Consider the following 18,391-nt stretch of genomic DNA (forward strand, 5'->3'; position numbering starts at 1 on the left):
GAGCCTAGGACGTGGCCGTGGGGTCAGTCCCCACCCCCGCCGCCCCCGCCGCCGCCGTCCCCACCGCCGCCACCGCTGTCGCCGCCGCTGTCACCGCCACTGTCACCGCCACCCCAGCCACCGCTGTCGCCGTGGTGGTGGTGGTGGTGGCCCCCGTCGCCGCCGTCGCCGAACCAGGCGCCGGAGTACCCGCCGTCACCGCTGGGTGCGCCGGCGCCACGGCGCCACCGTCGCCCTTGGCCGAGCCGCGCGGCCGCGACGACCACCAGGATGAGGACCACGACGATCAAGACCACGATGAGGAATCCCGTCATGGCGCGAGGCTCCCCCGCGCCGGGGCCGTCGAACCCTCCGCGAGGCCGGCCGTCGCCCGGCAGACGTCGGCCCACGGCGTGGGCGCCAGGCCGAGCTCGCGCTCGGCGGCGCTCGAGTCGAGCACGTAGGCGCGCTCGAACTGGTGCACCGTCTCGCGCATCTCGCGCAGGAACGGCACCACCAGGCCGCCCACGGTGAGCACGGCCCGCGGCCAGGTGCGCACCCGCACGGGCTCGCGGCCGGCGGCCCGGCACACGTCGGCGACGGTCTCGGCCTGGGTGCGGGCCGGGTTGGTCGGGGCGTGCCAGACCCGGCCGTGGCTCTCCGGGCGGCCCGCGACCTCGGCCATGGTGCGGGCCATGTCGCGGACGTCGGTGAAGGAGTGCGGCACGTCGGCCCGGCCGAAGACCCGCACGGCCTTGCCGGCCAGGGCCGCGGGAACGACCTGGGCGACGTGCGCGGTGGCGACGTCGGGACCCATGTAGTCCGACCCACGCACCTCGACCGCCCGCAGCCGGCCCGCCTCGTGGGCGGCGAGGGCGTCGGCCCACATCTGCGCCCGCAGCCGACCCTTCGTCCCCGTGGAGGCGTCGGCCATGCCCTCGACCATCGGTCGGTCGACCTCGCCGTAGGGGTAGAGGCACGACGCGGTGACCAGCACGGCCCCGGTGCGCTCCGCGGCGGCCAGGAAGGCCGCGGCGACCGGCGGCCACCAGGTCGACCACACGTCGTACGACGGCGGGTTGACGCAGTTGTGGAGCGCGACGGCGCCCTCGGTCAGCCCGGTCAGGGCCTCGGCGTCGGCGACGTCGAGGGCGACGCGGCGCACGCCGTCGACCTCCGGACCTCGGCCCGAACGGCTCACGAGGAGCACCTCGCTCCCCCGCGCCACCAGCTCCCGCGCCGTCCAGGTGCCCACCGGCCCGGCTCCGACCACCACGTGCTCGTCCATCTCGCTTCTCCCTCATCTATAGAACGAGAGCACCGCTCTCTGTCGTGCTCGAGCCTGGCACCCGAGCGAGGCAAAAACAAGAGCACTGCTCTCGACTGTTGCCGCTGCTCTCGTCGTCGGCCAGGATCGGGGCATGCCGTCCGCACCCCAGACCGCCCGGGCCGCGGCCCGGGCCGAGCTCACGCGAGCGATCCTCGACCGCGCCGGTGAGCAGCTCGCCGAGACCGGGCCGGCCGCCCTGTCGGTCCGGGCCGTGGCCCGCGACCTCGGGATGGCCTCCTCGGCGGTCTACCGCTACTTCCCCAGCCGCGACGTCCTGCTCACCGCCCTGCTCGTCGAGGCGTACGACGACCTCGGCGCGGCCGTCGAGGCGGGCGACGGGGCCGCCCGCCCGCGTGACCTGCGCGGCCGCTGGCGCGGCATCGCCCACGCGCTGCGGACCTGGGCCCACGAGCACCCGCACCGCTACGCCCTGGCCTACGGCAGCCCGGTGCCCGGGTACGCCGCGCCCGGCGACACCGTCCAGCCCGCGACGCGGGTGCCGTTCGCCCTGCTCGGCCTGGTCCGCGACGCCCAGGTCACCGGGCGCACGCCCGTCCAGGGGCTCCGCGTGCCGGCCGCGGAGAAGGCCTCGGTCGCCCGCGTCTCGGCCTTCACCACGCCGGCCCTCACACCGGCCTACACGGTGCGGGCGCTGATGGCCTGGCAGACGCTCTTCGGGGCGGTCTCGCTCGAGCTGTTCGGCCACATGGCCGAGGCCGTGCTCGACCCCGCAGCCCACTACGCCCAGGTGGTCGACCAGCTCGCCGCCGACCTGGGGCTGTCGTGAGTCCGGCCCGACCGGGCCTCCAGCCCGGCGACCGGGTCGCGCTGCTGGTGCCGCCGTCGTCGGCGTACCTCGACGCGGTGCTCTCGTTGCTGGCCCGCGGGATCGTGCCGATCCCGCTCGACCCGCGCCTGACCGAGCACGAGCGCGCCCGGATCCTCACCCCGCTCTCCCCCACGCTCGTCGTGACCGACGACGAGGCACTGGCGGCCGTGACCACGGGCGACCGCGGCACCCCGCGGGCGCGACCGATGCACTGCACCAGCGGCACCACGGGCAACCCCAAGGGCGTGTGGAGCGGGCTGCTCGACCCGACGGACGCCGAGGCACTGGTGGCCGAGGAGCGCGACCTGTGGGGCTTCGCCGCCGACGACGTGAACCTGGTGCTCAGCCCGCTCTACCACTCCGCGCCGCTGCGCTTCGCGATGGGCACGGCCCTGGCCGGAGGGCGGGTCGTGCTGCCCGGACCGTTCGACCCGGCGGCCGTGACCGCGGCCATCGAGGCCGAGCGGCCGACCACGATGTTCTGCGTGCCGACGCACCTGCAGCGGCTCTTCGCGCACTGGGACGCGGTCGGGGTGCCCGACCTGTCGTCCTACCGCCTGGTCGCGCACGCCGGTGCGCCCTGCCCCACCGACGTCAAGCGGCGCCTGGTCGAGCTGTTCCCGGACGGCTCGACGTGGGAGTTCTACGGCTCGACCGAGGGGCAGTTCACCGCCTGCCGCAGCGAGGAGTGGCTCGCGAGGACGGGCACCGTCGGCCGCGCGCGCCCCGGCCGCACGCTGTCCACCGACGCCGACGGCACGATCTGGTGCGCGGTGCCGCCGCACGCCCGGTTCGAGTACTTCGGCGACCCCGCCAAGACCGCCGCGGCCTGGCGGACCGTCGGCGGGCAGAGCAGCTTCACCGTCGGCGACCTCGGCCGGCTCGACGAGGACGGCTACCTCTACCTCGACGGCCGCCGCGAGGACCTGCTCATCAGCGGCGGCGTCAACGTCTACCCGCTCGAGGTCGAGCAGGTGCTCGGCGAGCACCCCGGCGTCGACGACATCGCGGTGTACGGCGTCGACGACCCCGACTGGGGCACGCGGGTGTGCGCGGCCGTGGTCGCCGGGGCCGGCGGCGTGGGCGAGGAGGAGCTGGACGCCTTCGCCCGCGAACGCCTCGCCCCACCCAAGCGACCCAAGACCTACCGGTTCCTCGACGAGCTGCCCCGGACGTTGACCGGCAAGGTGCGGCGGGACCAGCTCGGGACGTAGGACGACCCGTCAGCGCACGCGCACGCAGGTCGACGGCCCGGCGGCTCCGGGCCCGGCGAGGTTGCTCGCCACGAACCGCACGTGCAGCCGCCGCGCCGGCGTCCGGTGGACCGCCGACGGCCGGGGCAGGCCGCGCTGCGCCGTCCGCCAGCGCAGGCCCGTGGTCCGGCAGGTGCGGGCCGACGCGACCTTCAGCGCGTACGACGTCGCGCCGGTCGCAGCCGGGGCCGAGGCGACCACGCGGTCGCGCCGGGGCGAGCGCCCGGTCGGGCGGCCGGGGCGGCCCGGGAGCGGCGGCAGCGGACGCACCCGCACCGGGCGGCGTACGTCGTCGGCCGCCACCTCGAGCCGGCGCGAGGGCTGCACCCAGGTCTCGTAGACGTGGCCGTTGACCAGGCCACCCAGCACCCGGGTGCCCGCCGAAGGCAGGGACCCGAGCAGGACCGGCGCGGAACCCGCGGTCACGTCACGCACCCACCAGCGGTGCGCGTCGGCGCCGGGCGAGGCCGACCAGCTGACCCGGAGGCTGCGGTCGCCCGCCGACGCCGTGGTCGGAGCGGGCAGCCGGGGTCCGAGGGGCGGGTCCACGAGGGGGCGCGGCCAGGCGGGCCCCAGCCCCAGCTCGTGGAGGGCGTCGACCACCCCGGCCGCCAGCAGGACCTCGCCCCGGGCGTTGGGGTGGAGGCCGTCCCAGGTGTGGGTGTCCCGCGCGTAGCCGGTGGCGGTGTCGGCGACGACCACCCGCGCCACCGGGTCGTCGAGGTGCTCGGCCAGCTGCACGATCCCGGCGTTGACCGCGGGCGCTCGCTCCATCCAGGTCGGCGGCACGAGGCCGAGGACGACGTCGACGTCCGGACGCACCGCCCGCGCCTCGGCCACCAGCTCCGCCACGGCGCCGAGCACCTGCTCGACCGTCGCGCCGAGGAAGAGCAGGTCGTTGGTGCCCAGTAGCTCGACGACCACGTCCGGGTCGTGGTCCTCGACCAGGTCGCTGACCTCGTGGACCGGGAAGCTCAGGCTCTGGCCCCACCGGGCCGCGTGGTCGGGGTCGAAGGTCGGGTCGACGTAGTCGTGCGAGCCACCCTCGCCGGTCGCGACGTCCCACAGGTCGTCACGCGGGCCGACGAGGTCGGGGGCGCGGCCGTGGTCGGCGAGGTGGCGCCACATCCGCTGGCGCCACGTCTGGTCGCCCACCGAGCCGTGGGTGAGCGAGTCGCCCACGAGCAGGATGCGCGGGGCCGGGACCGCCGTCGCGGACGACGGCGTCGGCGTGACCGGGTCGAGGACCGCGAGCACGGCGACCAGCGCGCCCACGACGCCGACCAGGCGCCTCCGTCCCGAGGCCACCCGCCGATGCTAGGGGGCGCGACGGACGTCGTGGGCCGGATCGCCCACGCCGGGCGGACCAGTCGGACGGGTCGATGGTCAGCAGGCGAACTGGCGGCGGTAGGCCTGCGGGCTGACCCCGCGGACCCGGGTGAAGTGGTGGCGCAGCGTGGCGGCGTTGCCGAAGCCGACCTCGGCGGCGATCCGGTCGACGGAGTGCTCGGTGCGCTCGAGCATCTCCTCGGCGAGCTGGAGGCGCTGGGCGGTCACCCAGGCGTGCGGGGTCGTGCCGGTCTCGTCGCGGAACCGGCGGGCGAACGTGCGCGGCGACATGTGCGCCTGCTTGGCCAGCGTGTCGACGTCGAGCGCCTCGTCGAGGTGCTCGCTGGCCCACGTCAGCACCGCGCCCAGGGTCTCGGCCTGGTGGTCGACCACCTGGCGGGCGATGAACTGGGCCTGGCCGCCGTCACGGTGCGGGGGCACGACGATGCGACGTGCGGTGGTGGCCGCGACCCGAGCCCCGAACACCTGCCGCATGAGGTGGAGCGAGGCGTCGATGCCCGCCGCCGAGCCCGCCCCGGTGAGCACGTTGCCGTCGTGGCAGTAGAGGACGTCGGGCCGCACGACCGCCGCGGGGTAGCGGCGCTGCATCCGGTCGGTGTAGCGCCAGTGGGTGGTGCACTCGCGCCCGTCGAGCAGGCCGGCCTCGCCGAGGATGAACGCCGCGCTGCAGTGGGCGTAGACCACCGCGCCGCGGTCGTGGGCGGCGTGCGCGACCTCGAGCACCGCCGGGTCGAAGTCGAGGAACTCGTAGCGGGGGGCGAAGCAGACGAGATCGGCGTCAGCGGCTGCGTCGAGCCCCGCGTCGACGTGCAGGTCGAAGCCGGACCGGCCCCGCACCCGGCCGGGCCGGGGCGTGCAGACCCGGAAGTCGAAGACCGGGTTGTCGTCGTCGGGGTGGTAGGGCTCCCCCCACACCTCGACGAGCGACCCGAGGCCGAAGGGCTCCGCGCCGTCCTGGACGACGACCGCGACCGTGTGCATGCGGCGAGCCTACGACGCTGATGGCAGGAAATCGACCGACAACGGCATTCCTGCCACTCGTGGCGGGATGTCGACAGGAGCATGATTGCTGCCATGACCCTGTTGATCGTGCTCACCGTCCTCGCGGTCGCCGGCCTCGTCGCCACCGTCCGCTCCGCCCTCCACGACGCGCCGGCCGCGCGCCCCCGCTCGCACCGCACCGACCTCGACTTCGTCGCTCCGGCTGCGCGGTCGTCGTACGACCGGATCGCCTGAGCACCACCCACCACACGCACAAAGCCGGAAGGCCCGGTCCCCTCGAGGGGACCGGGCCTTCCTGGTGTGACGGGTCAGTTGCCCCCGCCGGTGAGCTTCTCGCGGAGCGCCTGCAGCGCCTCGTCGGAGGCCAGCGAGCCGCCGTCGTCGTCGCCGCCGGTGTCGCCACCGGAGGAGTACGACGTGGCCTCGGCGGCCTCGGCGTTGGCCTGCTTGGCCTCGGCCTGCTGCTTGACGTGGGCCTCCCAGCGGGCGTGCGCCTTGGCGTACTGGTCCTCCCAGATCGCACGCTGCTCGTCGAAGCCCTCGAGCCACTCGCCCGACTCGGGGTCGAAGCCCTCGGGGTAGACGTAGTTGCCCTGCTCGTCGTAGGTGGCGGTCATGCCGTAGAGCGTCGGGTCGAACTCGTCGACGTCGGTGGCCGTCGTGGTCTCGTTGGCCTGCTTGAGCGACAGCGAGATCCGGCGACGCTCGAGGTCGATGTCGATGATCTTGACCATGACGTCGTCGTTGACCTGGACGACCTGCTCGGGGATCTCCACGTGGCGCTCGGCCAGCTCGGAGATGTGCACCAGGCCCTCGATGCCCTCCTCGACGCGGACGAACGAGCCGAAGGGCACCAGCTTGGTGACCTTGCCCGGCACGATCTGGCCGATCTGGTGGGTGCGGGCGAAGTGCTGCCAGGGGTCCTCCTGCGTCGCCTTGAGCGACAGCGAGACCCGTTCGCGGTCCATGTCGACGTCGAGCACCTCGACGGTGACCTCGTCACCGACGGTGACCACCTCGGACGGGTGGTCGATGTGCTTCCAGGACAGCTCGGAGACGTGGACCAGGCCGTCGACGCCGCCGAGGTCGACGAACGCACCGAAGTTGACGATCGAGGAGACGACGCCCTTGCGGATCTGGCCCTTCTGCAGCTGGGTCAGGAAGCCGTGGCGGACCTCGGACTGGGTCTGCTCGAGCCAGGCACGGCGCGAGAGGACGACGTTGTTGCGGTTCTTGTCGAGCTCGATGATCTTGGCCTCGAGCGTCTGGCCGACGTAGGGCTGGAGGTCGCGCACGCGGCGCATCTCCACCAGCGAGGCCGGCAGGAAGCCGCGCAGGCCGATGTCGAGGATGAGGCCGCCCTTGACGACCTCGATGACGGTGCCCTCGACGACGCCGTCCTCCTCCTTGACCTGCTCGATGGTGCCCCAGGCGCGCTCGTACTGGGCGCGCTTCTTGGACAGGATCAGGCGACCCTCCTTGTCCTCCTTCTGGAGGACCAGGGCCTCGACCTGGTCGCCGACGGAGACGACCTCGGAGGGGTCGACGTCGTGCTTGATGGACAGCTCGCGCGAGGGGATGACGCCCTCGGTCTTGTAGCCGATGTCGAGCAGGACCTCGTCGCGGTCGACCTTGACGATGGTGCCCTCGACGATGTCGCCATCGTTGAAGTACTTGATCGTCAGGTCGATGGCGGCCAGGAAGTCCTCTTCGGACCCGATGTCGTTGATCGCCACCTGGGGCGCGTCGTAGTCCGGAAGAGCAGAAAGAGTGGTCAAGGGAGTGTGTTCCTCGGGGTGGGCAGATGTCGTGGTGGCACACCAGTGGCCGGTTTCGCGGGCCGGCTCCCGAGAGGAACCGCACGAGCGAGCCGAGGATCCGCTCTGGTGGGACGACGGCAGACCTCTGGCGCAGTGTGTGACTCTACGCCGGTGCCCCGGCGGTGTCGAAACCCGGCGGCCCCGGTGGGACGGCCCCGAGATCGCCCGTGCGGGCCTCCACCCGCAGCAGGTCGTGCGCGCGGGCCAGCGCCAGCGCCGTGGCGGGCTGGGTGCCCCGCACCTCGGCGACCGCGGCCAGCACCGCGTCGACGTACGCCGGCGCACGGTCGGGGCGCAGCACGTTGCCGAGGTCGGTGGCCGGGTGGCCCGCGTGGGCGAGCTCCCAGTCGAGCACCCTGGTGACCTCGAGCGTGTCCGGGTCGAGCAGCAGGTCCTCGGGGTCGAGGTCGCCGTGGACCAGGCAGCGCCGGGGCTCGGCGTCGAGGAGCACCTGGGCTTCGACGGCGACCTCGGCCAGCCCCTCCTGCTCGGCCTGCGCGTCCAGCGCGCCAGACCGCCGAGGTGCTGCACCCACACCGGGAGGTCGGCGGCCGTGGGGCCGAGGGGCTCGACGGCGAGGTCGGGCCCGGTGAACGTGCCGGCCACCAGCTGCGGCATGCCCCCGAGCATGGCCAACACCCGACCGACGCGGTCGCCGACGACGGCTATACCGGCCACGTCGAGGGTCGGCAGCAGCAGGTCGCCGCGCACCCCGGGCAGGAACGTCGAGACCAGCAGCGCCGGCACGTCGGGGCCCGGCGGGCGCACCTCGAGGACCTCCGGCACGGGGAGCAGCCCACGCACGAGCCGCAGCAGCGCGGCGTCGACCTCGGCCCGCTCCGGCCGTCGGGCGTGGATCCGCACGACCTGGCGCTCGCCGGCGACCTCGGCCACGAAGGTCTCCCCCGACCAGCCGCCCTCGAGCGGTTCCAACGGCCCGATCGTGCTCACGCGGCCGACGACAGGCCGACACGGGGCTCCCGCCCCGGTTACGGTGACCGGGTGAGCAGCTCCGTGGCCCGTGCCGAACAGCCCGACCTCGCCAGCCTGGTGCGCGACCGGGCCGCCACGGCCGCCACCCTGCCGTGGCGCCTCGCCGTCGCCGCGACCCGGGCCACGCTCGCCGTCGGCACCCTGGCCGACCCCGAGGGCCCCATCCGGCGCCGCGGCGGGTACGCCGACCTCCTGCTGGAGGTCATCGGCGACCGCGGCTACCTGGCCCAGCTCATGGAGCTGGTGCGCGACGACGGCGGCCCGATGCGGCTGGCCAACACGCTGACCGAGATGGTCGCGCCCGACCGGCCCCTCGGCCGGCTCGTCGAGCGCGGCGGCGCGCTCGACCGGCTCATGGACGACGACGGCCCGCTGCTGCGATTGCTGGCCCGCGACGGCGCGCTGGAACGGCTGCTGGCCGAGGACGGCCCGCTCGACCGGCTCGTCCGCGACGACGGGGTGCTCGAGCGGCTGCTGGCGCCCGGCGGTGCCGTCGACCGGCTCACCGAGCAGGGCGGCCTGATCGACCGGGTGCTCACCGAGGACGGGTTCCTCGACAAGCTCATCGCCGAGGGCGGGACCCTCGACCAGCTGGTCTCCCTCGGCGACACGCTCGAGAAGATCCGGCCCCAGCTCGACTCCATCTCCGACCTCATCCCCGAGCTGTCCGAGGCCGCCGGCGGGCTGCACCGGGCCGTCGGCCCCCTGAGCGACCTCGTCGGGCGGCTGCCGGGCGGGCGGCGTCGTACGCCGGCGCTGACCTGAGCGTGGCCGCCGAACCCGACCCGCTCGCCCCCGACTCCCGCCACCACCCGCCGCTGGCCCCGACCGTCCGGGCCGAGCGCCGCGGCGTCAGCGAGGAGGAGTCGCGGCGGGCCAACGGCCCCGACTGGGACCGGTACGCCGACGAGTACCAGCTCACCCACGGCGCGTTCCTCGGCGACGCCGGGTTCGTGTGGGGCCCCGAGGGCCTGACCGAGACCGAGGCCCGGGTGCTCGGGCCCGACGGGGCGCTGGCCGGCCGCGACGTGCTCGAGCTGGGATCGGGGGCCGGGCAGTGCGCGCGCTGGGTCCGGGCGCAGGGCGGCCGCGCGGTCGGGCTCGACCTGTCCTTCCGCCAGCTGCAGCACGGGCTGCGCCTCGACGCCGAGACCGGGGTCGAGGTGCCGTCGGTCCAGGCGACCGCGACCGCGCTGCCCTTCGGCGACCGGACGTTCGACGTGGTGTTCTGCAGCTTCGGCGCCCTGCAGTTCGTCGCCGACATCGCGGTCTGCGTCGCCGAGGTGGCGCGGGTGCTGCGACCGGGTGGACGCTTCGCCTTCTCGATCACCCACCCGACGCGCTGGACCTTCCCCGACGACCCCGGCGAGGAGGGCCTGGTGGCCTCGCAGTCCTACTGGGACCGCACGCCGTACGTCGAGGTCGACGACGCCACGGGCGAGGTGACCTACGTCGAGCACCACCGCACGCTGGGCGACTGGGTCGCCCTGCTGTCCGGAGCGGGCTTCGCCCTGACGACGCTGCTGGAGCCGGAGTGGCCCGCGGGCCACGACCGGGTCTGGGGCGGCTGGTCGGCGGCGCGGGGGCGGATCACCCCCGGCACCGCCGTCCTCGGCGCCGACCTGCGTCGCCAGGACTCAGACGCTGACGGGCTCGCGCGGCTCGCTCGGGGTGGGCTCGCCCGCGCCGGGCTTGCGCCGGGCGGTGAGCACCAGCGCGGCCCCGGCGAGCAGCAGCAGCGCCCCGCCGATGAAGCCGACGAGCGGCATGGTGCGGGTGACGAGCTGCAGGCTGGCCACGCTGTCCTCGGCGTCAGCGGCGCTCCGGGCGAGCTGCTCATCGGTGAAGTCGACCTTGAGGTCGACGGCCTGGGTGCCGTCGGCCAGCCAGCGCTGCTGGTCCTGGGCCTGGCGCTGGATGGAGCCCGTCGTGGGCTCGACCCAGATGTCGACGGTGTTGGCGTAGCTGCCGGGGGTGTCCTCGGCGATCTCGTCGACGTCGGTGCGCGGCACGGTCATCCGGAAGTGGTAGGTCTGGACGCCCTCGAGGTCCTCGACGCCGACGAACTCGGCGTCCCAGGCCCGCTGGGTCAGGCCGTCCCACACCGGGTAGGTGCGCTGCTCGGTGTCGAAGGGGAACTTGTTGACCAGGCCCTCGTGGGGCACGGCGTCGGCCGGCAGGCCCTCGGCGTCGTTGACGGCCTCGCCGCTGACGCGGTCGGTGGCGAACCGGTCGGGCTCGGGGATCGAGAACGTCCGCGGGTCGTCGGGGTCGGAGATGCAGTCGGGCGTCTCGCCCTCGTCGGTGTAGTTGATGCACTGGTAGGACACGAACACCGCGTCGGCGTCGGTCGAGGCGTCGCTGTCGACCTGGGACACGCTGGTCACGCGCACGGGCCGCGGAGCGGCGAGCTCGCCGGTCTCGGCGTCGAGCCGCGCCCCGGTGCCCTCGAGGCGGGTCGTCGTGTTGACGTCGACGGGGGTCTTCTTCACGACCCCCGGGGCCCAGGCGGTGGTCACCACGCCCACGGCGAGCAGGGCCGCCCCGAGTGCGAGCAGCACGAATCCAACGGTCTTGCGCACGTCATCCCCTCCCAAGGACACGAAGGTCGCCGCACCCTCCCAAGTAACGGCTGTCACACCATACGCGTCGGTAACCCGCCCCGCAGCATTGTCGTGGATCGGGTCGTGGGAGGGGGTCACGTGGGACCATGGGCGGGTGTCCAGCGCCGCCCCGACGACCACCGCGCCGGAGGTCGTCACCGACGAGCGCGGGGGCTTCACCGAGCGCGAGCTCGTGCTCGGGGTCGTCGGGCTCCTCGTCGCCGCCCACCTGGTCCTGCGGGCCTGGATGGTGTGGCCGTCGTGGTTCTACGTCGACGACCACGCGCTCCTGGGCGAGGCAGCGGCAGGCGGGCTCGACCCGCACGCGCTCCTCGAGCCGTACGCCGGCCAGTTCATGCCCCTGGGTCGCCTGGTCGCCTGGGCGGTCGACGCCGCCGGCCCGCTGTCGTGGCCCGCGGCGGCGGCCTCGCTGCTGGTGATGGTGGCCCTGGCCGACGCCGCCCTGGTGTGGATGCTGCTGGAGCTCTTCGGCGCGCGCCGCGGGGTGCTGCTGCCGCTCGCGGCCTACCTCGGCTCGGCCGTGCTGCTGCCCGCGACCCTGTGGTGGGCGGCCGCGCTCAACCAGCTGCCGCTGCAGGCCGTGCTGTGCGCTGCGGTGGCGGCCTGGGTGCGCCACCTGCGCACCGGTCGCCGTTGGTGGTGGGTCGTCACGGTCGCGGTGGTCGGCGTCGGGCTGCTGGCCTACGTCAAGGCCGTGCTGGTCGTGGGCGTGCTGGCCTGGCTGACCCTGGCCCACTTCACCTCCGGTCGCCCGCTGGCCCGGGTGCGCGACGCGGCCCGCAGCCACGCGCTGCCGGCGGCGGTGCTGGTCGCCGGGGGCGTCGCGTTCGTCGCGTGGTACATCCGCGCCGTGCCCTCCATCGTCACCGCCGGCGACCCGGGCACCCCGGTGGCCGGCGACCTCGCCCGCACGATGATCGGCCAGGCCCTGCCGACCGGGCTGCTGGGCGGGCCCTGGCGCTGGCAGTCGCTCGCCCCGCCGACGTCGCTGGCCGACCCGCCGGCCCTCGCGGTCGCGGCCTCGTGGGTCGTGCTGCTCGCGGTCGCCGTCGTGCTGGCGAGCCGCCGCCGCCGTACCGGACGGGTGTGGGGCCTGCTGGTGGCCTACGTCGTGGGCGCCTACCTGCTCGTGCTCACGACCCGCGCGCCCCTCGTCGGCGGCGTGGTCGGCCTGGAGTACCGCTACCTCACCGACGTCGTCCCGGTCGCGTGCCTGTGCCTCGGCCTGGCCACCATGCGGGTCCGCGGCGCGGTCGAGCCGACCGAGGCGCGGCCCGGCCGCCCGACGTCCGGGTGGGCGCGCCTGCCCCTGGTCGCGGCCGGCCTGCTGCTGGTCTCGGGCCTGGTCAGCCAGGTGGGCTACGCCCGCGCCTGGCACGACGACTTCCCGGCCCAGGCCTGGTTCGACCGGGTGCGCGGCGACCTCGCCGGGCAGGGCCGGGTCGACCTCGCCGACGCCCCGGTGCCCGAGCAGGTCGTGCCGGCCTCGGTCGCGCCGTGGGACACCCTCGGGCGCCTGCTCCCCCAGGCCGGGCTCGACGTCGCCTTTCCCCCCGTCAGCACCCGCCTGGGCCACGTCGACGGGTTCGGCCACCTCACCCAGGCCGTGGTCACGCCGGTCGTGGCGGGCGAGCCCGGACCGGTGCCGGCCTGCGGCCACCGCCTCGACGCCGACGACCCGACGACCACGATCGCGCTCGACCGGCCCGTGCCGGCCGGGGTCTACTGGCTGCGGCTGCCCTACCTGACCTCGGCCGCCGACACGCTCCGGGTCACCGCGGGCGAGGCGAGCGGCGAGGCCCAGGTCGGCCGCGGGCTCGGCAGCGTGTTCGTCGACCTCGCCGCCGGCGCTGACGAGGTCACGGTGACCGTCGAGGGTGACGCCACCGTGTGCCTCGACGACCTCGTCGCCGGCCCCCTCGCCCCGGGGCCGGCCTGGTGAGCGCCCTGGACACCCCGGTCGCGGGCGCGGCGCCGGGCGAGCGACCCGCGGTCACCTTCCCCGCGCTCGACGCGCTGCGCGCCGTGGGGGCCGTGGCGGTGCTCACCACGCACGTCGCCTTCTGGGCCGGCGACTACACCGTGGCCGGCGCGTGGGGCACGCTGCTGGCCCGGCTCGACGTGGGTGTCGCGCTGTTCTTCGTGCTCTCCGGCTTCCTGCTCTCGCGGCCGTGGGTCGCCCGCTCCCTCGACGACCGTCCCGCCCCCGGCGCCGGCCGCTACCTGTGGAAGCGGGCCCTGCGCATCGTCCCGCTCTACCTCGTCGCCGCCGTGCTGGCCCTGGCGCTCATCGGCGACAACGCCGGCCGGTCACCCGCGCAGTGGGTGGTGACGCTGCTGCTCCTCGACACGTTCACCGACGCCCCCGACCCCGCCGGGTTGACCCACATGTGGTCCCTGGCCGTCGAGGTCACCTTCTACCTGCTGCTGCCCCTGCTGATGCTGCTCGCCCTCGGCCGCCGCGGGTTCCGTGCGGGCCGGGTGGCGCTGGTGCTGGCCGCGATGGTCGCGGCGACGTGCTGGTGGCACGTCGACGGTGCGGCCCGGGTCGGCGCGTCGACGACCGGCAACCCGCTGCAGTGGCTGCCGGCGTACCTGTCGTGGTTCGCGCTCGGCATCGGCCTGGCCGTCGTGCACGAGCTGCACGTGCGCGGCGCGACCGGCCGCCTGGTCCGCCCGCTGGTCGAGGGCGTGGTGCGGTTCGGCCGGCAGCCGGGCGTGTGCTGGGCGCTGGCCGCCGGGCTGCTGCTGGTCAGCGCGACCCCGCTGGCCGGACCGTCGATGCTCGCCGCCCCGACGGCCGCGGAGTCGCTCACCAAGTCCCTGCTGTACGCCGCCGTCGGGGCCCTCGTGGTCGTCACCGGCGTCTTCGCGCCGGCCGACGGTACCTACGCCCGGGTGCTGGGCCACCCGGTCGCGCGGCACCTGGGCGTCATCTCCTACGGCCTGTTCGCCCTGCACCTGCCCGTGCTGCACCTGGTGATGCACGTGACCGGCTGGACGCTGTTCGAGGTGCACCTGCTGCCGCTGTGGCTGCTGACCCTGGGCACCAGCCTGGTCGTGGCCGAGGCGGCCTACCGGGTGGTCGAGCGGCCGGCGCTGCGGCTGAAGTCCTGGTCGCCCCGGTCGCCCCGGTCGCCCCGGTCGCCCCGGTCGCCCCGGTCGCGGGCGAGGACGAGCACCGAGACGAGCGGCACCAGCACGAGGTAGTGCGGCCACGCCGACTCGCCGGCCCAGCCGTCGGCACTCGCCCAGGGCGTGACCAGGTAGGGCAGGGTCGCGACGAGGCAGGGCAGGGCCAGCACCAGCGGTGCCGCCTCCGGCAGCCACCGGTCCAGCGCCCAGGCCGCCGCCGAGGCGACGGCGGCCACGGCCAGGCCCGTCGTGCCGGCGACCCACCCGGTGACCAGCGCAGCGGCGACGAGCAGCACGGGTGCGGGCAGCCGGCCGGTGCCGACGGGCGGGTGGTCGGGTCCGCGCCAGCGGCGGCGGGTCAGCAGCACCACGGCCAGCAGCGCCAGCAGGGCCAGGGCGCCGGCGACGAGCCCGAGGCGGTAGGTCGTGTCGGGGGCGTAGACGACCTCGACGGTCCCCGCGCCGTCGTCCGCGGCCGGGCCGTCGTGCAGCACGAACCCCTGCTGCCAGCCGTCGACCACGACCGGGCGCAGGTCCGCGCCGGCGGCGCTCGCCTCCCAGCCGGGGTTGGTGTTCTCGCCGAGCACGACCAGACGGGCGTCGTCGCCGACCTCGACGTCGCGGCGGGTGGGCCCGTCGGTGGTCAGGGCCGCGGGGTCGGCGCCGGACGCCGACGACGCGGCGTCGGGTGCGGTGAGCACCACCGAGGCGACGTCGAAGGCCGGGCTGCCGACGACGTCGACGGTCGTCTCGCCGGCGTCGAGGTCGACCGCGGTCGTCGCACCGCACGGCTCGGCGTCGACCGGCCGGCCGCGCGCCAGGTCGAGCGGTGAGGCCGTGACCGCGGTGCGCACGACCTCGTCGCCGACTCGCAGCGTCGGCCCGGAACCGCAGGGCAGCGGGCGCGCGTCGGCGGACAGGCCCAGGGGCAGGTAGGGCACGCCGTCGACGGCGAGCTCGGTGATGCCCACCGGCACCGCGCGCGAGCGGGCCTCGAAGTCGAGGTCGACGACGGGCTCGGCCTCGAGCACCACGATGCGGAGACGGCGCGTGGTCACCGGCGGGAAGCTGGCGCGGCCATCGACGACGTCGACCTCCACGCTGCCCCGGGGCCAGCGGACCTCGAGCCGCGTCGGTGCGGCGGCCGCGGTGTCGGCGTCGGTCTCGACCGTGATGCCGTCGACGCGGCGCCGGTCGAGCCAGCGCACCGTGAGCGTCGGCTGCTCGTCGTCGGTCGCCGCCAGCCACGTCGTGCCGGCGTCGCCGTCGACGGCGGCCAGCGGCCCGGCCCTCGGGTCGGGCACCGGCGCGGTGCTCGCGGCCACCCGGACGGCCTGGCCGCGCAGGGCCAGCCGGTCGAGGGGTCGGCCGGGCCGCGGCACGACCTGCACCTCGGCGTCGTACGACGCGGACTCGGGCAGCGTGACGACACGGCGCAGGTCGTGGGGCTCCTCGGCGGGCACCGCCCGGTCGGCGGCGCAGCGCACGTCGGTGCCGACGTCGACGCACCCGGTGCGGGCGTCGCGGGCGGCCCGCAGGACCACGGCGTCGGGGCCGGACCACCCGGCGGGCAGCGTCGGGAGGGCGAGCCTGCGGGTCACGTCGAGGTCTACCTCGGCGAGCGCGAGCCGGCCACCCGAGGGGTTGGCGTCCTCGACCCGCAGCCAGTCGGCAGACCCCGCGGGCAGGGGCACCTCGCGGGTGTCACCGGGCCCGAGGGCGACCCGCTCACTGCTGCCGCCGGCGGTGACCAGCCGGACCGACTGGTTGACTGCGGCCGTGGCGGCACCGGTGAGCTCCACGGCGTCGGGCAGCGGGCCGTCGAGCCGCACCCGCCACCACGCGGGGCCCTCGACCGGCGCGCCCGAGACCCAGGCCGTCGCACGGTCGCCGTCGAGGGCGGCGGCCGGCATCTCGCCGGGGCGCGCCCCGCCCGGCGCGTTGGCGTCGGAGGCCGACGACGACGCGTCGAGCGCGCGGGCGCCGTCGAGCCGGACGCGGGTGCGCCACGGCTGGTCGCCGTCGCGCCCGGGCCCGAGCACGTAGTCGGCGGTGGCGTTGGTGGTGCGACGCGGGTAGCCCGGGTCGCGGGTCGCGCTGTAGCCGTCGTGGATGCGGGCGAAGTCGCGCTCGCGGTCGCGCAGCCCGTCGGTGAGCACCAGCCGGTCGGCCGGCAGCCGGTCGAGGTCGCCGTCAGGCACGTCGACCCCCAGGACGGCCGGCTCGCCGTCGAGCACGCCGAGCCCGTCGAGGTCGGCCAGGTCCTCCGGGCCGCCCGCGACCACCGCGACCCCGGGCGCCGTCGCGGCGGGGCGGCCGCCGACGTCGTACACCTCGATCGCGGCGTACGACGCCTGGCGGCCGGAGTTGACCACCACCCGCGCGTCGGGGGTCTCGAGGTGCGCCTCGCCGCCGACCGGCGGCCCGAAGGCGGCCGCGAGCTCCAGGCCGGGCGAGGCGGCGATGGCCTGGTGGACCAGCACCGGGTCGGGCACGTCGGCGGACGGCGCAAGGTCTCCGCGGACCACGAGGTGCTCCACCCCGGCGCGGCGCAGCAGGTCGACGAGCGCGGGCGACCCGTCGCCCGAGGCGAGCCGCCGCTCGACCTCGTCGAGCATCCGGATGCCGCCGGTCGGGGTGAGCGGGATGACGTTGCGGACCGCCCACCGCGAGCCGGCCAGCCACTGCATCGGCTCGTCGCGGGGCGTGCCCCAGGCGTAGGAGGCGAAGGCCGACCCGGGTGCGAGCAGCGCGACCCCGCCGTCGGTCTCGTCCTCGAGCCAGGCGGCCGCCTCCACCCAGTAGTCGGGCACGGCGAGCGTCGCGCCCGCCGGCTCCACGCGCGCCGAGAGGGCGGGCAGCGCCGCGCCGGCGACGGTCACCAGGGCCATCGCGACGAAGGCGACCCGTTCCAGGCGCGGCCGGAGCACCCCGGGCCGCACCTCGGCGGTCAGCACCCGGTCGAGGGCCCAGGCCAGCCCGAGCACGAGCGGCAGCCGCACGACCGGGTCGAACTTGTGCACGTTGCGCAGCGGCGCCAGCGCACCGTCGAGGAGTGTGCGCAGGTCACCGGCCAGCCAGCCGTCGACCGCCCCGACGTGCCCCGCGGTGACCATGACGACGCCGGTGGCCAGGCCCAGGCCGAGGAAGCGCCGGTGCGGGTTGGCGCGGTCGAGGAGCCCGACGAACCCGACGAGCAGCACGACGCCGCTGTTGACCGCGAGGTAGCCGGTGGTGATGAGGTCGTTGCCCGCGCGGCTGGCCGGGTCGACGTACGGGACCCAGTTGGAGGTGCCCCGCAGGGTGTCGACGAGCGTGGTCGGGAACGTCGTGACCGCGCTGGTCTCGATGTAGTCGAGGAAGGGCGGGCTGTAGGCGCCCAGCAGGAACAGCGGCACCAGCCACCACAGCGTGCCGAGCGCGGTGAAGACCGGCCACCACACCAGCAGCGCGCGCCGGCGCGGGCCGCGGGCGCGGGTGAGCACCCACAGCGCGCCCAGCGGCACCACCGCGAAGGTCGCCGCCGCGTTGACCCCGCCGACCGTGGCCACGGCCAGGCCCGAGAGAGCCGCGGCGCGGCGGGCCGAGCCGCGGGTCGAGCCGACGACCAGCGGGAGCAGCACCCAGGGCGCGAGGGCCGAGGGCCAGGCCTCGATGCTGATCGGGCCGAGCACGGTGAGCATCCGCGGCGACAGCGCGTACGCCGCCCCCGCGGCCAGGCAGGCCAGGTCGGAGCGCACCCCGAGCGACCGGGCCAGGCGGGCCGACCCGACCAGCGCGGTGCACAGCACCAGCGCCTGCCAGGCCCGCTGGACCGCCCACCCGGGCCCGCCGAGCAGGTCGCCGAGCACGAAGAGCGGGCCCATCGGCCACAGGTAGCCGTAGGCCTGGTTCTGCACCTGCCCGAACGCGCCCTCGGCGTCCCACAGGTGCAGCGCCCGGCCCAGGAAGCCGGTGGGGTCGCCGACCAGGTCGAGCTTGGTGTCGGCGACCAGGAACCCGGGGTCCTGCACGAAGGCCAGGCCCACGAGCAGGGCGCACGCCGCGGCGAGGCGCATCCGCGGGATCGGCTCCGG

Annotated in this window: 13 protein-coding genes and 2 pseudogenes; 7 read left to right on the forward strand and 8 right to left on the reverse strand. The window is 75.6% G+C overall.

Annotation, left to right across the window (positions count from 1 at the left end; all coding sequences use genetic code 11):
* Positions 1-23: 23 nt before the first annotated feature.
* Positions 24-314, reverse strand: coding sequence for a hypothetical protein (locus FJQ57_RS22545; RefSeq protein ID WP_170219424.1), 291 nt, complete (start codon positions 312-314; stop codon positions 24-26).
* The gene (locus tag FJQ57_RS13040; RefSeq protein ID WP_139980949.1) at positions 311-1,267 is read right to left on the reverse strand and encodes an NAD-dependent epimerase/dehydratase family protein; all 957 of its coding nucleotides are present in this window, start codon (positions 1,265-1,267) and stop codon (positions 311-313) included. Before FJQ57_RS13040 ends, FJQ57_RS22545 begins: the two co-directional genes overlap by 4 nt.
* Positions 1,268-1,400: 133 nt before the next feature.
* On the opposite strand from FJQ57_RS13040, the gene FJQ57_RS13045 reads away from it, so the two are divergent.
* A complete protein-coding gene (locus FJQ57_RS13045; protein ID WP_139980951.1) occupies positions 1,401-2,096 on the forward strand; it encodes a TetR/AcrR family transcriptional regulator in 696 nt (231 codons plus the stop codon).
* A complete protein-coding gene (locus tag FJQ57_RS13050; RefSeq protein ID WP_139980953.1) occupies positions 2,093-3,352 on the forward strand; it encodes a class I adenylate-forming enzyme family protein in 1,260 nt (419 codons plus the stop codon). The genes FJQ57_RS13045 and FJQ57_RS13050 overlap by 4 nt, the downstream gene beginning before the upstream one ends.
* Positions 3,353-3,361: 9 nt before the next feature.
* Here the strand turns inward: FJQ57_RS13050 and FJQ57_RS13055 are convergent, their stop codons facing one another.
* A complete protein-coding gene (locus FJQ57_RS13055) occupies positions 3,362-4,699 on the reverse strand; it encodes an SGNH/GDSL hydrolase family protein (RefSeq protein WP_139980955.1) in 1,338 nt (445 codons plus the stop codon).
* Positions 4,700-4,777: 78 nt separating this feature from the next.
* Positions 4,778-5,722, reverse strand: a complete 945-nt coding sequence (locus FJQ57_RS13060) for a GlxA family transcriptional regulator (RefSeq protein WP_139980957.1) — start codon at positions 5,720-5,722, stop codon at positions 4,778-4,780.
* Positions 5,723-5,815: 93 nt separating this feature from the next.
* On the opposite strand from FJQ57_RS13060, the gene FJQ57_RS22550 reads away from it, so the two are divergent.
* The gene (locus FJQ57_RS22550) at positions 5,816-5,977 is read left to right on the forward strand and encodes a hypothetical protein (RefSeq protein ID WP_170219425.1); all 162 of its coding nucleotides are present in this window, start codon (positions 5,816-5,818) and stop codon (positions 5,975-5,977) included.
* Between the two features lie 74 nt (positions 5,978-6,051).
* On the opposite strand, the gene rpsA is transcribed toward FJQ57_RS22550, so the two are convergent.
* Entirely contained in the window at positions 6,052-7,521 is a 1,470-nt protein-coding gene (gene rpsA, locus FJQ57_RS13065; RefSeq protein WP_139980959.1) for a 30S ribosomal protein S1, read from the reverse strand.
* A 145-nt stretch (positions 7,522-7,666) separates the two neighbouring features.
* Entirely contained in the window at positions 7,667-8,536 is an 870-nt protein-coding gene (locus FJQ57_RS13070; protein WP_139980961.1) for a phosphotransferase, read from the reverse strand.
* 29 nt (positions 8,537-8,565) lie between these two features.
* Here FJQ57_RS13070 and FJQ57_RS13075 point away from each other — a divergent pair, with 29 nt between their 5' ends.
* The gene (locus FJQ57_RS13075) at positions 8,566-9,321 is read left to right on the forward strand and encodes an ABC transporter (RefSeq protein WP_139980963.1); all 756 of its coding nucleotides are present in this window, start codon (positions 8,566-8,568) and stop codon (positions 9,319-9,321) included.
* A 227-nt stretch (positions 9,322-9,548) separates the two neighbouring features.
* Positions 9,549-9,878, forward strand: a pseudogene (locus tag FJQ57_RS23330) (class I SAM-dependent methyltransferase); the annotation flags it as partial.
* A 315-nt stretch (positions 9,879-10,193) separates the two neighbouring features.
* Here FJQ57_RS23330 and pgfA read toward each other — a convergent pair.
* The gene (pgfA, locus tag FJQ57_RS13085; RefSeq protein ID WP_170219426.1) at positions 10,194-11,138 is read right to left on the reverse strand and encodes a cell envelope lipid trafficking protein PgfA; all 945 of its coding nucleotides are present in this window, start codon (positions 11,136-11,138) and stop codon (positions 10,194-10,196) included.
* A gap of 136 nt (positions 11,139-11,274) precedes the next feature.
* On the opposite strand from pgfA, the gene FJQ57_RS22555 reads away from it, so the two are divergent.
* Both FJQ57_RS22555 and FJQ57_RS23335 read left to right on the forward strand, forming a co-directional pair.
* Positions 11,275-13,122: a hypothetical protein gene (locus FJQ57_RS22555; protein ID WP_170219427.1), complete on the forward strand. Its 1,848-nt coding sequence runs from the start codon at positions 11,275-11,277 to the stop codon at positions 13,120-13,122.
* Positions 13,119-14,390 (forward strand): acyltransferase family protein, encoded by a 1,272-nt coding sequence (locus tag FJQ57_RS23335; RefSeq protein ID WP_246081790.1) that lies wholly within the window; start codon positions 13,119-13,121, stop codon positions 14,388-14,390. Before FJQ57_RS22555 ends, FJQ57_RS23335 begins: the two co-directional genes overlap by 4 nt.
* Positions 14,391-15,268: 878 nt before the next feature.
* Here the strand turns inward: FJQ57_RS23335 and FJQ57_RS23810 are convergent.
* Positions 15,269-18,373: pseudogene (locus FJQ57_RS23810) on the reverse strand (DUF3367 domain-containing protein); the annotation flags it as partial.
* Positions 18,374-18,391: the final 18 nt, after the last annotated feature.

Origin of the sequence: Nocardioides litoris, from assembly GCF_006346315.1 — a bacterium.
Lineage (GTDB): Bacteria > Actinomycetota > Actinomycetes > Propionibacteriales > Nocardioidaceae > Nocardioides > Nocardioides litoris.